Source organism: Taibaiella soli, assembly GCF_003236175.1.
Taxonomy (GTDB): Bacteria; Bacteroidota; Bacteroidia; order Chitinophagales; family Chitinophagaceae; genus QKTW01.
In genome coordinates this window covers 225,576-239,705 of the sequence record NZ_QKTW01000017.1, presented here as the reverse complement: position 1 = coordinate 239,705, position 14,130 = coordinate 225,576, and the positions used below count along the sequence as shown (strand labels likewise).

Genomic DNA, 14,130 nt, shown 5'->3' with positions numbered 1-14,130 from the left:
ATGATGCAAGAACAATACGAACACCATATGCGCCAATGCCTGAGTCTGGCGCGCGAGGCTTTAGCTGCAGGAAATCCACCGGTGGGCGCTTTGCTGGTGTATGAAGGACAAATAATTGGAACAGGAATTGAATCCGGAAAATCGACAGGTGATATCACCAATCATGCCGAAATACTTGCGATCAGAGATGCTATCAATAAAGGATATTCAGATAAACTGAGCAAGGCATGTATGTACACAACGCACGAACCTTGTATCATGTGTTCTTATGTGATCCGCCATCACCATATTCCGGAGTTGTTGTACGGAATATCGGTGACTTATGTAGGAGGTTTCACATCTGTTTTTGAAATACTTTCTACTGCCGAAATCCCCAATTGGGGTAGCGCTCCGAAGATTACAAACGACATTTGTGTGGATGAATGTGCCGCACTTAATGAGGAATTTCAACGCAGGTTGAATAAATAGAAGATCATATCGAAGCAAAGCCGGAGCCGTTCCGATAAAAATTAGCGCATTGCTGTATCAGCAATGAGAAAAACGCCTATTAGTAATAGACCCAAATAAACGTATTTGAAAAAGGTGCCGTCCCTGAGCCTGTGATTTAAAAATCTGCCTAAAAAAATAGCAGGAATAACGGCAGGAAGGGAAATCGCAAAGAGTTTAAGAACTTCCGTCGTCATTAGTCCTTTGGCAAAATAGCCGATTAGCCCAACAAAGCTGACGGGTAAAAAATAGCCCTGAAGCGTTGCTCTGAATTGTTTTGCATTCCACCTTCTTAAATTGCCATATACAACAAGTGGCGGCCCGTTTACGCCGTACGCTCCGCCCAGTATGCCTGATAAAAAGCCACAGATAAACAACCAGAACTTGCTGTCATGTTCCAGATGTATTGAACTTTTGGCAAACACCGAATAAACAGAATAGAGTATGATTAAGCCGCCGAGGCCAATCTTTATCCAATGCTCGTTACCGTAGATAAGCAGAAGCAGACCAAGCGGGATTCCGATCACCGCATAAATAATTAACCATTTTGCACTGCCCAGATCGATTTTCTTGTGATCTTGTATCACTACTACAAGCGCGACAATTACAGACATCAAAACAGAGAGTGGCACTGCCACTTCTATTGGCATCAGGATGCTGAATAGAGGAACCGCCACAAGTGATTCGCCAAAACCAAATGTGGAACGAACTAGAGTTGCAACAAAACTGATTAGAAAAACGTACACAAAAAACGTCGGCATAATTAGAAAATCTGTAGCCGTTTTGTGTGAAACGAAGACCTGAAAATCAGTGCACAAAACGCCCCGTGAAGATACGGATTATGCTCCTTTTAGAGGGAGTTTTTAGCGTTTAAATATCATGTTTTTGCCGGTTTTTTTGGAATAAAACCTTAGTGTAAGGAATGATTTTGTACTATGGTTGGTGGAACGCATGAAGCCGAAGACTTTTGTGTTTGGGAAAAGCAGATTCTTCAGGTTCATTGCTTATGTTGATGACTCCTGTTAAAGCAAATCGCTGCGAAAAACGTACTTGAACTGTCAACTAATTAAACGATTGACGAAATGCCAGCGGTGATTGATTGGTTTTTGATTTGAATAATTTGCTGAAGGATTGGGAGTGCTCAAATCCTAATTCATAGGCGATTTCACTGACCGATAAATTAGTGGTCGACAGCTTTTCTTTCGCATGTTCAATAAGACGGTCATGAATATGTTGTTGCGCGCTTTGTCCGGTTAAGGTGCGCAGCATATCGCTGAGGTAGTTGGGCGAAAGGTTCAGTTGTTCTGCAAGATAGGCGACAGTAGGAATACCTTTTCTCAGCGGAAGTTCATCTTTAAAGTAATTGTCGAGGATATCCTCCAGCTTTGCCAACAGCTCCGTGTTTACTGCTTTGCGCGTCAGAAATTGACGTTTATAAAAACGATTCGCGTAACTAAACAGTAACTCTGTCTGCGATACCATTACATCCTGGCTAAAGTCGTCAATACGGCCGTTTAGCTCGGTTTCCATAAAATTAAAAATAGCAAGGATCGTATTTTTTTCTTCTTCGGAAAGATGCAGGGTTTCATTGGTAGCATAGGAGAAAAATCCATACTGCTTCATCTTTTTAGCAAGCGGATAGCCCAAAAAGAAATCTGGGTGAATGAGTAAAGTTTGTTGCGAGCATACAGCGCCATCATTGTCATTACCTCCGATAATTTGTCCGGGCGCAGCAAACAGCAGTCCACCCTCGTCAAAATCATAGTAACCCTGTCCGTATTTTAATCTGCCGCCAAGTTTAGGCTTGTAGGAAATTTTGTAATAGGCGAGCACATGCCGCCCCGGAAGTTGGTTTTCCGCGATTGGCGAATGGGCGCCGTTGATAAGACTGATTAAAGGATGTTTGGGTTGAGGCAGGCCAAATAGCCGGTGTGCATCCGACAATGACTCTAATCTCAGTAGTTGATGCTCTTCCTTTTTCATAAAAGTAAAATTAAGGATAAGCGGCTACTGCTGTTCGAGAGGTTCGTATACCGTATATTAAACAGCAGATAAAAGGAATCGATAATTCTCGTCCGTTCAACAGCCGCTTATCCAGGTAACTCAATATTACTGAGCCGAACGGGAGATCTCATCCCATGCTTCCCAGGTAGCGATCCGGCTGGCGTACGCTGCTTTTAGATCCGCCAGGTTATAGCTGCCGAGGTTAAAGCGCAACGGTGGGTTTTCGGCGTCTACGATTTTAAAGATGGCCTGAGGTGTGGCCGCCGGATTGCCTCTCGGCATTTCTTTCATGCCTTCCATAAATTGCTCTTTGAGATTTTTATAGACGTCCAAACCATTAAAGAAACTGGATAACTCCCCGCTGCCGAATTCAGTAGCATAAGCACCCGGTTCAATAATGGTTACGTTGATGCCGAATTGAGCAACCTCCGCAGCCAGACTTTCATAAACAGCTTCGAAAGCCCATTTGGAAGAACAGTAATAGCCCAGGATCGGTATTGACAAATGACCCAGACTGCTGGAAGTGCCGAGGATATGCCCGTAACCTTGCTGGCGCAGCAACGGCAATGCTGCCTGAATAACGGTAACCGGGCCAATGACGTTGGTTTCATATAAGGCACGTATATCTTCCGGATTTGCGTCTTCGATTGTGCTGATCACCGGATAGCCAGCATTATTGAGTACAATGTCCAATCGGCCAAAATGAGCATGTGCTTTGGTTACCGCATCTTTTACCTGAGCGGGATTGGTAACATCCATTTCTAAAGTCAGCACCTGGCCTTCATATTTATCATTCAATGCGGCAATGCTGTCCAGAGTACGGGCACTTGCAGCGACCCGATCGCCACGTTTCAAAGCTGCTTCTGTCCACATCCTTCCCAAACCGCGAGATGCGCCGGTGATAAACCAGACTTTACTTGTTTGTTGTGTCATCATGTTGTTTTTTATGAACACAAAGTTGGTGCGCCGGATTTTCGCACTTGTAGCTTGATTACGGGTCTTTGTAGTCTAATTACGGATGGTAGAAACTTGTTTGAGCATATGATGATTCGTCGATAGCTTTATGTAATGAAAATTATTGCGATAGAAGAACATTTCCTGACACCTGCTGTTAAAAAGCAGTGGGAGCAATATGCAGACAAAGATGATCCGACACAGAATCTTCACTTGGGTGAAATAGAGCAGCGCCTGGAAGATATCGGCAGTACGCGGCTGCAATTGATGGATGAAACGGGGATAGATACGCAGGTACTTTCGCTGACAAGTCCTAGTCTGCATAATTTGGGAAGTGAAAGTGTGGCACTTGCCCGGCAGACGAATGATTATGTCGCGGCAATCGTACAGCAAGCACCGGATCGTTTTCAGGGCTTTGCGGCCTTGCCTATGGCAGTACATGAAGCGGCTGCAAAAGAATTAGAGCGAGCCGTGAGTGAGTTAGGTTTTAAAGGTGCTATGTTGTGCGGACGCACGCGAGAAAAGAATTTAGATCATAAAGATTTTTGGGAAGTATTTGCCCGTGCCGAAGCACTCGGTGTGCCTTTGTTTATTCATCCGCAGATTCCGCAAAAAGCGGTTAGAGATACTTACTATTCCGGCTTCGATGATTTTACAGATCTCGCGTTTGCTACATTCGGGCTTGGCTGGCATTACGAAGCGGGTATTCAGTTTGTCCGGCTGATATTGGCGAAAGTGTTTGATCGTTTCCCGAATCTTCAGATTATTCTTGGGCACTGGGGTGAAGTCATTTTATTTTATACCGAAAGACTAGCTTCATTAAGCCGCGCAGCAAAACTGGAGAGACCTATGATTGATTATATCCGTCAGAATCTTTACGTCACAGCAAGCGGCATGTATAGCCCCACTTATCTGCAGCGTTCCATTGATATCGTGGGTTCCGACAGAATTCTGTTTTCTTCGGATTATCCTTATCAGTACCGGCCGGGGAATGATGCCAGAAACTTCATTGAATCGATAGCCTTGAGCGATCTTGATAAAGAGAAATTTGCCTATGCAAATTGGGAACGGCTTACTGGTGTGGCTAAATGAATGATTAGTTGAACGCTTGTGTGATGTTAGTGATGAATGTCCTGATTTATACTTATGCCAATTAACCATCAAAAAAATGACATGGTGATGGATTTACGGAACACCACCGGCCTAAGGAAACGTAGGCGTTAAAAAATGAAATGCATACAGCTCCGCAATTATGATGGTGAACGGAGCAACACAGATCAATTATAGATTGGCCGGGAAGGGGGATAAAGCAGCATAATAAGCTTTTAGATTGCCACGTCATTCTTCCTCGCAACAGCGAAATGCCTGTTCATTTTAGCCGTAGTTTCCTTAAGCCTTGAACTTTGGGTTACTTTTGCTTCAAGGCAAAAGTGACAGAAAACATTTCTGTAAAATTGATTAGCGGAAATTTTTAATGCTGTTTTTGAGGTTCAATTGGTGCTATCGCTAACCATACTTCCAGGTTCCATTTTTTGCGGAGCATAGTTTTATAAAAAAGACCACACGTTTCCGTATGGTCTTTCTAAATTAAATGTCGGCGTTTTATGCCTTCGACTTGGTCCTTTTATTGTTTCACTACTCGTTCTACGCGAAGCAGATTGTTTTCAGTGTCTTTTATTTTCAAAATATAGACGCCAGCAGGAAGCTCGGTAATATCAATCATATGACTCCGGATATTCGATAAGATCGTTTTACCCGAAATGTCAAAAAGATCAATGCGGATTTCCTGTTGCGTAGTAATTTGAAGAATGCCATGTGTCGGGATAGGCGATACAACAATTCCGTTTGCCTGATTAATGTTTGAAACGCCTGTACTCACGCCATAAGGTGCTGATGTGTTGCTGCAGCCATTATTGTCAAATACAGTCACGGTGTAGGTGCCTGGATTTCCGTTCGGATTGTAGGACGCATTAGTAGCACCGGATATCGGAGTCTGGTTTAAACTCCATTGATAGCTCGAATAAGTTCCCGTTGTCAGGCTGCCATTACTGATTGTAATGATAGGTTGTGGTTTTGGATTTTCAACCACGGTTACCTGACGCGACGTATCAACGCAATTTTGATTGTTTGCAGCCCTTACGGAATAGACGCCGCTTGTTGATGCGATATACTGAGCAGATGTGTTATTGATGGCTGAACCCAAATTAAACCACAAATAAGTATTTCCCGGAGCAGTTGAAGCCACTTCTATTTTTACAGAACCTCCTTCGCAGAAAGTTGTATCGCCTGTAATAAGCAAGGTGATATCTGGCATTGGTTTGACAGTAACCTGTATTGCATTGCTCGTATCACTACATCCATGAACGGTTGTGGCTGTAAGCTCATAGTTTCCGTCCGTATGTGCGGTGTTTTCCGGGGTTGTTACGATGGTTGGCACGTTATTGCGGAGCCACAGGTAATCAACGCCTGTTTGCATGTTCCCATTCAGCATAACAGAATCACCTGCACAGAAACTAGTCGGTCCGGATGCTGTGATGTTAACTGACGGTTGAAGATATACAGTTACCGAATCCAGGTTGCTGAAAGTGTTTGGCGTGAAAGGGCAGGCAACGTTGGGCGTAATCTGGCAAACAATTTTATCGTTATTGCTAAATGAATTGCTGCTGTATGTCGGTGCATTGCTTACGCCAATACCATTTACCTGCCAGAGGTAAACAGGGTTAGTTCCTGCATTCTGAACATTTGCTGTATATGTGATCAGGCTGCCTGCACAGATCGTGTCACCCGGCGTTGCGCTGATGGTAACTGTCGACGTGATAACCGGATTGACAATCATTGTTACCGGTGCGCTGGTTGTTGGCGTTGACGCACAAAGAGCGGAGCTCGTTACCGTACAGGTAAGCTGGTCGTTATTTGAAAGTGTGTAACTGGTATAGGTACTGTCTGTCCCCACCGTTGTTCCGTTTTTCTTCCATACATAGGCCGGGAACGTACCGCCACCTACAACATTCGCTTTAAATAATACGGTAGTGCCTTCGCAAATAGTATTGCCAGGTGTGGTATTGATATTGACGATTGGTGCAATGCCGTTAATGGTGAAGCCGGGATTGTTATCTGAACCATATATAATAGGACTGCTGCTCACCACTCGTATTTTATAACCATTGCCCGAAGGGATATTGGTTGGAAGCGTGCAGCTAATGTTTCCCGCTACGGTATCGCTAAAGGTGCCTATATTAACCGGATTCGCAAAAGAGCCTGATGCATCGGAAAGCTGTGCTGTAAAAACGTTTCCCGCAAAAAAGCTACCATTAATAGTGAAAGGAACAGTCACAGATGAACCGATACAATAAGGGCCGGTTACAGTATCTGTATGAATATAATAGTCTGATGTGAATTGCCAGAAATCGCCAAGGATCGTTCCGGAGATTTGACTGGTACCACCACCGATATAACCTTTATTGCCTATTGTGAAAACGGCAGTTCCTTTTCGGGGTTGGCCGGCGAATGTATCGAGTTGTGTCCAGGTATCGGTGTAGGTATTATAACGCCAGACGTCATCAAGCGCAGGCTGGAAAATATATGGAACACCAGAAACAACATAGCCTTTGTTTCCAATGGCAAAGCTCGATGCGCTGGTGCGTGCGTTACCCGGGAAGTTCGCTTTTTGCGTCCAGCTATTTGTTGTTGGATTATACTCCCAAAAATCGAGGGCTGTCAAACCGTAATCCGGCGATCCAAGTCCGACGTACCCACGTCCGTTGCTGGCAAAGCCTATTGCGTTGGCGCGAAGACCACCGCCGAAATTTGCTTTTTGTGTCCATGCGTCTGTTGCCGGGTTGTATTCCCAGAAATCATTTGTAAGTCCATTATAGTTGCCAGAGAAAGGGTAGGTTCCTGTGCCGATATATCCTTTGTTCCCAATGCTAAAACCTACTGCATCTGTTCTCGGATCGCCGGGAAACGACGCTTTCTGTGTCCATGAATTAGTGGCCTGGTCATACTGGAGAAAATCGCTTGTACCACCATTGCCGTCTTTACCAGTGCCTACATATCCTTTATTTCCTATCGAGAATCCCACGGCCGCGTCACGACCTGTTCCGGTAAAATCAGCTTTTTGACTCCAGGTACCTGTTTGCGAGTCATATTCCCAGACGTCGACGAGATGATACATATCGAAGCCAGAGCCAATGTATCCTTTTTCACCGATGCTAAAACCAAAAGAACCCGTTCTTAAATGTTGCGGACCGAAGTTTGCTTCATGTCGCCATGTGTTCGACGTAGGAGCGTAACTCCACATGTTCGTTGACCAGTAAGAGCCGTCAAAGCCTCCGGCCACATAGCCACGGTCGCCAATTACAAAGTTGCTGGCTCCCCAGTTAATGCCGCCGCCATAGGAAGCTTTTTGTGTCCAGCTGTTAGTCGCCGGGTTAAATTCCCAGAAATTGCTTGTATAGCCATTGCCGACTGAAACCATTCCCATACCCACATAACCTTTGTCGCCGATTCCAAAACTGGTGCAACCCGTGATGCCGCCTGTGAGCGGAAAATTCGCTTTGGGTGTCCAGGTCAGAGTCGTCGTATCCCACTCGTTTAGGTCCATGAGATCGGCTGTCTGCGACACGCCCATACCTATATAGCCTTTTCCGCCGGCTGCAAAACCTGCACCTGAAAACCGCTTATCTCCGGGTATCGTGTCTCTTTGTGTCCACGAATCGGTAGGAATGTTATACTCCCAGAAGTCGTTCATGGGGCCCGATAAACCCCAACCGCCTCCAATAAATATTTTTTGACCGAGGGTAAATGCCATTGCCCAATATCGGCCTGGACCATTCGGACTTGTTTTCTGCGTCCAGGTATTGGCAGCAGGATCGTATTGCCAGATATCATTATCCGGACCAAACTGGCCGTTTCTCATTCCGCCGATAATATATCCTTTGTTGCCCACGCCTACACCGATTGGTCCCCGACGTCCGATTGCAGGGAAATCCGCTACTTGAGACCATGTTTTGGAGAGCGTATCGTACTGCCAGACATCGCTTAGAAACAATGAAGTATACTGAGAATATCCCAGCCCGATGTAGCCTTTTCCGCCTATCGCAAAACCGGCGGCCTCTTGTCTGCGTTCCGCACTATTGGGTAGAGTGGCGCCGATGTCTGCTTTTTGAACCCATGTATTGGGCGCTTGTGCTTTTAATATTGCTGATGCCAGGCACAACAACAAGCAAAAGATGATTTTTTTGTTCATTGGAAAGAAGATAAGATTATTGGATATGGAGGGATTTTAGCTCTTCAGCAGAAACAGTGGGTGGCATTTCGCCGTTTTTTAGTTTTTTGATGACCAGTTCAGCTACCTGTTTAGCGCTTGTGCTGTCTGCAAATCCTCCATTACCAGGTCTTCCGGGGATATTTCGCTGCTGTATGAATAATTTCCCTTCACGGTAAATTTCATATCCATAGGTGTTGTTTACAGGAATGATTTTGGAGGCGAAAGACGCATGGACGTTTTGTGATCCGTCGGGAAAACTTGCTTTATTTGATTGTGCAGCAGCTAAATGAGCGGCACAAAAGCAGCTACAAAATAGGAGCACTTTCGGGGACGATAAAAAGTTCACGGGTGTTTTATTAAATGATTGTGTCCGCAAATCTATAGCATTTTCCCGCAAGAAATTTGTCGTGATGATAAGGATGGAAAAAATAAACGTGTTATAAGATCGGTCGCAGCTGAGTCCATCAGCCGCCTGGGTTCTAAAAACTAAATATTCCGTTCAGCTCTATAATATGTTTCCCGTTACCCAGTACTTTAGGCGCTTTGGCAAGTTTTGCGGCGAGTAACGAGGTTGGCATTGGCCTGAGTTTTCTTAATAAACCTATGGTGTTTACAAAATGGAGTAGTGTCGCCGCAACACGTTCGCCCATCCTGTCTGTATTTTTTCTCAATAATAATCCAGGTCTGAAAATAATGTACTGACCGAATGAAAGCTCCGCAATTGCTTCCTCCAGTTTACCTTTCATCATAGAATAAAACATTTTACTCTTTGCAGCAGCGCCATAAGAAGATAACAATACCGCACTGTTTACACCATTGCGCCTGGCTATCGTTGCAAACCTGACTGGAATATCATAGTCAATAGCCCATTGTTTTTCTTTAGAGCCCGCTGTCTTTAAGGTGGAACCCAGGCAGGAAAACCAGACATCGCCATTGATCTGTCCGGCAACAGTTTCCAGGTTATCAAAATCAGCGATAATCTCAGATAGTTTTGGATGGCTGATCCCGGTAGCTTTACGGACAAAGACAACCACTTCGGTATAATCGTTGTCCTGCAGCAATGCCTCTGTGAGATCCTTGCCGGTGGCTCCCGTTGCGCCGATGATAAGTGCTTTCATATCGTTGATCTTTGCTTGAATTAAAGTTGGCCCGCTATATGTAAAAAATGCTCCGCAGTTGTGCGTGTGTTTGCATTTTCAGCAGGCGCTACTACTTTAAACTACGGTGGGAAGTTAGCTTATATTTACGGGGTTGCTAGTTTTCTAATCGTTTTCTTTTTCTTTAGCACTTTTTAATATTGTCCGTTCTGGACTCTTTAACTAACGAATTTTGACCAAAACCAGCGTTATAAGAAAGACAAAAAAGGAGCTACATTTTTGTAACTCCTTTATCCGTGTTAGTTTGCATAGATAACCGCTTTGGGACGAGATTTGTAATATTCTATGGCAACCTCTTTCATAGCCTGCAATCTCCATTTTTGTAACGCTCGATCATCGTTGTAGATTTTCATCGTAAGCTCATACTGCTGCCTTTGCGTTTCCGTCACTTTATTCCCAATTGATTTGATCAACGCATTAGCGTCATTGTTACAGTTTGAGCCGGGATCAATATCTTGCAAATAAGACAGGGCAGATGAGTAATTGGTTGCCGCAATTTCAGCTTTAGCTTTTTGCATTGTTTTACTGCACTGCTGGTTCTGATAAGCTTTGAAAACCGAAACGGCTTTTTCCTGAACCTGAGCATAGCAGCTTACTTCACTGGGTACAGACATCAGAATGCCTAATGCAGCTTCATAATTTCGCTGTGCATTCAGATGGTCCGCCTGAGTGATTAATCCCGCGCATTTTGTTTGATAATAGGCAACGATCTTTTGTTTGCCCTGACTAAAAAACGAAGCGATTTCTCTGTCCTGGGGATCAATTTTACTGAACCCATTTGACAGTGCCGCTTGTTTGGTTTTGCCGGACCCTTTCAGATGTTTGGTCGTCGACGCGAAGACAAGATTATTGTCAATTTCCTTAATGGAGAATGTTACATCGAAACTAACCACCTGGATGGCTTCCATACCTCCCTCCACGGTACTGGCATCTGTGACGGCAATTTTAGGGCATACAGCAAAGCTGCTGCTATAGTCCATTGCGGCCATGCCGGCATTTGACGCCGCCTGGGTCAATCTTGATTTTAATACCGAAAATTGTTGCTCGCCCATATTGTCGTCAGCATTGTTGGGCATAACGATGGCCAGCGGAATATCGTCTGAATAGCCTTCTGTCTGCGAATGCGCGCTAAATGACAGCGCCAGAAGACCGCCAAGTAATATCGATCTCATAAGGTTATAGAATTACGATGTAAATAGTATTGCTTTTAATGTCCTTCTTCACATTCAGCCCGATTGATTTCAGATACTTGAAAATTTCGAGGGCAAACTTGTTGGAACTATAGTTTTGATGCGTTGCCTGATCTTTTAAAGGAATGCGCACATCATCAAAGATCATTTTTAAATCCGTTGTACCCTGAATATGGTAGTTGTTTTTGTAACAGTTTTTAGACATCCATTCCTCCAGCTGATCAGATAAGGGCAGGCCGGAGCTCCCGATTTCGGACGACATTTTATACTGAGATGCGGGATCAAAGCTAATGTCTACAATTACCGATTTTCCATTGTTTACGATGTCTGTAAATTTTGTTTGCAGCGTATTCATGAAGTCATCGGCACAAGTGCTTACGGCTTTGGCTGAAAGTTGTCCAAAATCGCTGGTGTAAAATTTGCCGCTAAAGCCTACTTTGTTTGCCAGGGAATTTCCTGTTGAAGCTTCATAACCCGTTAAGACAAGATTTACGGAATTTCCCGTGCTGCTTTCTTGTGTTGAAACCTCTGTAAGGATATAGATGTCGGCCCCGGACATCTGAATTATCTGGGTTTTAATGTCCGACTGATTATCTGAAGTGAAAACATTATTGTCTTTTGCGGCTTTCAGTTTTGCCACAAAATCGACAGTTGTAAATCCCCGGGAGTCAAACGCTTCTTTAACCTTGGTAATGGCTATTCTTCGGTTTACATCCGCTTCCAGAATAGTTCGTATGTCTTCTCCTTCTTTTGTAAAAGGAATGACCATCACTTTCGGTTGTACTGTCTGAACTGCGCCGTTACTGAAGGTGGAGCTGTTTTGGGCAATGCTGTTCATTTTAAAAACTGTCATTAGAAGGCACAGCAGTATAAATCGTTTTTTCATTTTTAAAAACCAAATTTTCTGATAATGTTATTCGCTTCCAGATCTTTCCGGAGCGCATTGATATTGATAGAAACGTCTGTATAGACGGTTTTTTGTTTGTGTTTTCCTTTTATGAGATCGCTTGCATTATCCGTGACAACAATAAATGACTGATAGCGGTACTGGTAAAAGTCCTTGAAATAGGTTGCATATTCCTGCTCGATCTGAGTCTCGTTAGTCCCGATCAGAGGGTTCTTATAATCGGCGCTTGCGCCGGGTATTCCGCGATAGAAAAGATAAAAGAAGGCATTTTTTTGAGCATCTGAAATCAGGTCGCCTTTCTTTGTCGCTGTTCCTTGCGTGCGTAATGTTATGACGCCATCCTGTTCACTGACAAACGCTACTTGCGCACGGAGCGTAAATGGGATGAAAAAAAGCAGCGCAATACTGAGGATATATTTGCTGAGCATACGAATACTGTTTTAATCTGCGTTTTCATTTGTTTGAATTGCCTTGAGCTTTGTTCCGTTCTCCAGCATTGCGGGAATTTTATTCCTTACCGTATTCACCAGGCATATTGAAAAATTGTCGTCCTCCACTTTTGATACGGTCAAATCCGCAAGAAATACAGTTCTGGTAAGCTTTTTGCCATCTACATCCATATCTTTCATATAGACCGCTTTGAGTTTATCTCCCCGCTGCAGACCCGAAGACATGCCGCCGGCAATCAGTATTTTAACTGCACCATTAGAATCTTGCTTTTGTATTTCAACGATGGTGAATGTCAATGGGAATTTTTTGGCAACAAAGTCATCCATTTCATCCGCTACTGCATTCAGCGCTTTTTGCAAAGCCTTTTGTTTAGATCCTACCATAGACCCCGCTGAGCTGGTATTGGAAGCGAGCATAGAAGCGGCTGGAACGCGGGAAGAAAGCATCGTTCCGGCAGCAGCAGTGCCGAAAGCGGCGGCAACTTTGGTGCCTTGATGGCCTACATGAACATCGATAATTTCGGTATTGCGCAATTCTCCTGTGGCAACATTAATAACGTTCAGCGTCAGTTTAAATTTGCAAACGACACCATCATTTTTATAGTCCTGTAAGCCCAGTCGAATTAAATAATCGGCGCCAATGCTTTTACCTTGTTCCACAGTTGCACCATTGATAAACGCTTCGGATTTCTGGAGCTCTCGTTCGTTATCTAAAGCATTTAGATTGGAGCGATCTACCAGTGTAAAATGCTTTGCTTTAATAAAGGCATCCGTAATGGCGTCTTCAATCAGCGTTTTTTCATCATTTGAGATGCTTTCATTTCTGTTCCGTGAATTGGATGATCGTTCAAAAGGGATTATCCCGACTGATGTTTTGGTTTGCGAATAGCAGAGCAAGCCTGCAAATTGCAGCATTGCAAAGAGGAGCAATTTTCTCATGTATTTGTGTTTGATGTGAAATTGGAGCGGGGCACAGCCGCTTTGTGTGGTTAAAATTTTAGTAAATGCACGCTATGTATCGTGCATTTGTTGATCGGGCATATAAGTAAAGGTTTTGACGGTCTATATAATATAATTCAATTGGGAAATGTACCTTCTTTTTTAGCACTGCATCGTTTAAATAGGAAGTGCCGGCCAAAAATAGAATCATTTATCTAGCTATGCAACTTTAAGCTAATACCGGGCTATAGGTATTTTTCAGGTGTTATTAATAAATGAACATTCTTGCCTGGTGGCCCGAACGTAGGCAAATGTCAATTCGTTTGTACGATCTATTTGGTCTTAATGTTCTTAAAAGACTTTTGTTCGCCGCCAGTTGTTTTAGTTATAAGATATATTCCGGCCAAAAGCTTGTGAATGGATTGGGATAAACAGACTATTTATGTTCACTGTTCATGTTTGTAATTCCTGGTAGAGGCAAGTCCCTGCGGAAAACATAAGTGGAGCTACCACTTGAGTCGCGTAATAAAAGATGATCATTGGTATAAATGATACCGTGTGGTAGTTGTAAAAAGGTTAAGCCTGTAAGTTTATTGAATCCTGCCCAATTTATCCTGCCGTCTGTTGATTTCATCAGGAGAAAAGAGAAGAGGTTTGTTGTTTTATCCCATTTTGTGACGGCATTGTATGTCTCTCCGGATGATGTAACTGTACAATCGAATGAAGCAAAACGTGATGGCGCCGGACTGAAACAATGACCCGTTGCTGCTGAAAT

General features: G+C 43.8%; 12 protein-coding genes. 2 read left to right on the top strand and 10 right to left on the bottom strand.

What is annotated here, in order from left to right; translation table 11 throughout:
- Positions 1–468 (top strand): nucleoside deaminase, encoded by a 468-nt coding sequence (locus DN068_RS12510; protein ID WP_207798922.1) that lies wholly within the window; start codon positions 1–3, stop codon positions 466–468.
- 41 nt (positions 469–509) lie between these two features.
- On the opposite strand, the gene DN068_RS12505 is transcribed toward DN068_RS12510, so the two are convergent.
- The 3 genes from DN068_RS12505 to DN068_RS12495 all read right to left on the bottom strand — a co-directional run bounded on the left by DN068_RS12505 (position 510) and on the right by DN068_RS12495 (position 3,426).
- Positions 510–1,247, bottom strand: coding sequence for a sulfite exporter TauE/SafE family protein (locus DN068_RS12505; RefSeq protein ID WP_110999270.1), 738 nt, complete (start codon positions 1,245–1,247; stop codon positions 510–512).
- A gap of 301 nt (positions 1,248–1,548) precedes the next feature.
- Entirely contained in the window at positions 1,549–2,469 is a 921-nt protein-coding gene (locus tag DN068_RS12500; protein WP_110999269.1) for a helix-turn-helix domain-containing protein, read from the bottom strand.
- 126 nt (positions 2,470–2,595) lie between these two features.
- Positions 2,596–3,426: an SDR family NAD(P)-dependent oxidoreductase gene (locus DN068_RS12495; protein ID WP_207798921.1), complete on the bottom strand. Its 831-nt coding sequence runs from the start codon at positions 3,424–3,426 to the stop codon at positions 2,596–2,598.
- Positions 3,427–3,558: 132 nt separating this feature from the next.
- Between DN068_RS12495 and DN068_RS12490 the strand changes: the two genes are divergently transcribed.
- Complete coding sequence (locus DN068_RS12490) at positions 3,559–4,536, top strand: amidohydrolase family protein (RefSeq protein ID WP_110999267.1); 978 nt, start codon at positions 3,559–3,561, stop codon at positions 4,534–4,536.
- Between the two features lie 532 nt (positions 4,537–5,068).
- Here the strand turns inward: DN068_RS12490 and DN068_RS12485 are convergent.
- The 7 genes from DN068_RS12485 to DN068_RS12455 form a co-directional block, all read right to left on the bottom strand.
- Positions 5,069–8,692, bottom strand: coding sequence for a Kelch repeat-containing protein (locus tag DN068_RS12485; protein ID WP_110999266.1), 3,624 nt, complete (start codon positions 8,690–8,692; stop codon positions 5,069–5,071).
- A gap of 16 nt (positions 8,693–8,708) precedes the next feature.
- Complete coding sequence (locus DN068_RS12480; RefSeq protein WP_165836381.1) at positions 8,709–9,110, bottom strand: DUF4907 domain-containing protein; 402 nt, start codon at positions 9,108–9,110, stop codon at positions 8,709–8,711.
- 82 nt (positions 9,111–9,192) lie between these two features.
- Entirely contained in the window at positions 9,193–9,831 is a 639-nt protein-coding gene (locus DN068_RS12475) for an NAD(P)H-binding protein (protein WP_110999264.1), read from the bottom strand.
- 278 nt (positions 9,832–10,109) lie between these two features.
- Positions 10,110–11,042 (bottom strand): hypothetical protein, encoded by a 933-nt coding sequence (locus tag DN068_RS12470; RefSeq protein WP_110999263.1) that lies wholly within the window; start codon positions 11,040–11,042, stop codon positions 10,110–10,112.
- A gap of 4 nt (positions 11,043–11,046) precedes the next feature.
- Positions 11,047–11,946, bottom strand: coding sequence for a DUF6175 family protein (locus DN068_RS12465; protein WP_110999262.1), 900 nt, complete (start codon positions 11,944–11,946; stop codon positions 11,047–11,049).
- A gap of 2 nt (positions 11,947–11,948) precedes the next feature.
- Complete coding sequence (locus DN068_RS12460; protein ID WP_110999261.1) at positions 11,949–12,395, bottom strand: hypothetical protein; 447 nt, start codon at positions 12,393–12,395, stop codon at positions 11,949–11,951.
- A gap of 12 nt (positions 12,396–12,407) precedes the next feature.
- Positions 12,408–13,355: a CsgG/HfaB family protein gene (locus tag DN068_RS12455; RefSeq protein WP_110999260.1), complete on the bottom strand. Its 948-nt coding sequence runs from the start codon at positions 13,353–13,355 to the stop codon at positions 12,408–12,410.
- Between the last annotated feature and the right edge of the window lie 775 nt (positions 13,356–14,130).

Coding starts and splice junctions, on each gene's coding strand:
- DN068_RS12460 (WP_110999261.1), bottom strand. CDS start 12,395: ATGCTCAGCAAATATATCCTCAGTATTGCGCTGCTTTTTTTCATCCCA.
- DN068_RS12465 (WP_110999262.1), bottom strand. CDS start 11,946: ATGAAAAAACGATTTATACTGCTGTGCCTTCTAATGACAGTTTTTAAA.
- DN068_RS12475 (WP_110999264.1), bottom strand. CDS start 9,831: ATGAAAGCACTTATCATCGGCGCAACGGGAGCCACCGGCAAGGATCTC.
- DN068_RS12505 (WP_110999270.1), bottom strand. CDS start 1,247: ATGCCGACGTTTTTTGTGTACGTTTTTCTAATCAGTTTTGTTGCAACT.
- DN068_RS12510 (WP_207798922.1), top strand. CDS start 1: ATGATGCAAGAACAATACGAACACCATATGCGCCAATGCCTGAGTCTG.
- DN068_RS12470 (WP_110999263.1), bottom strand. CDS start 11,042: ATGAGATCGATATTACTTGGCGGTCTTCTGGCGCTGTCATTTAGCGCG.
- DN068_RS12490 (WP_110999267.1), top strand. CDS start 3,559: ATGAAAATTATTGCGATAGAAGAACATTTCCTGACACCTGCTGTTAAA.
- DN068_RS12495 (WP_207798921.1), bottom strand. CDS start 3,426: ATGATGACACAACAAACAAGTAAAGTCTGGTTTATCACCGGCGCATCT.
- DN068_RS12455 (WP_110999260.1), bottom strand. CDS start 13,355: ATGAGAAAATTGCTCCTCTTTGCAATGCTGCAATTTGCAGGCTTGCTC.
- DN068_RS12500 (WP_110999269.1), bottom strand. CDS start 2,469: ATGAAAAAGGAAGAGCATCAACTACTGAGATTAGAGTCATTGTCGGAT.
- DN068_RS12485 (WP_110999266.1), bottom strand. CDS start 8,692: ATGAACAAAAAAATCATCTTTTGCTTGTTGTTGTGCCTGGCATCAGCA.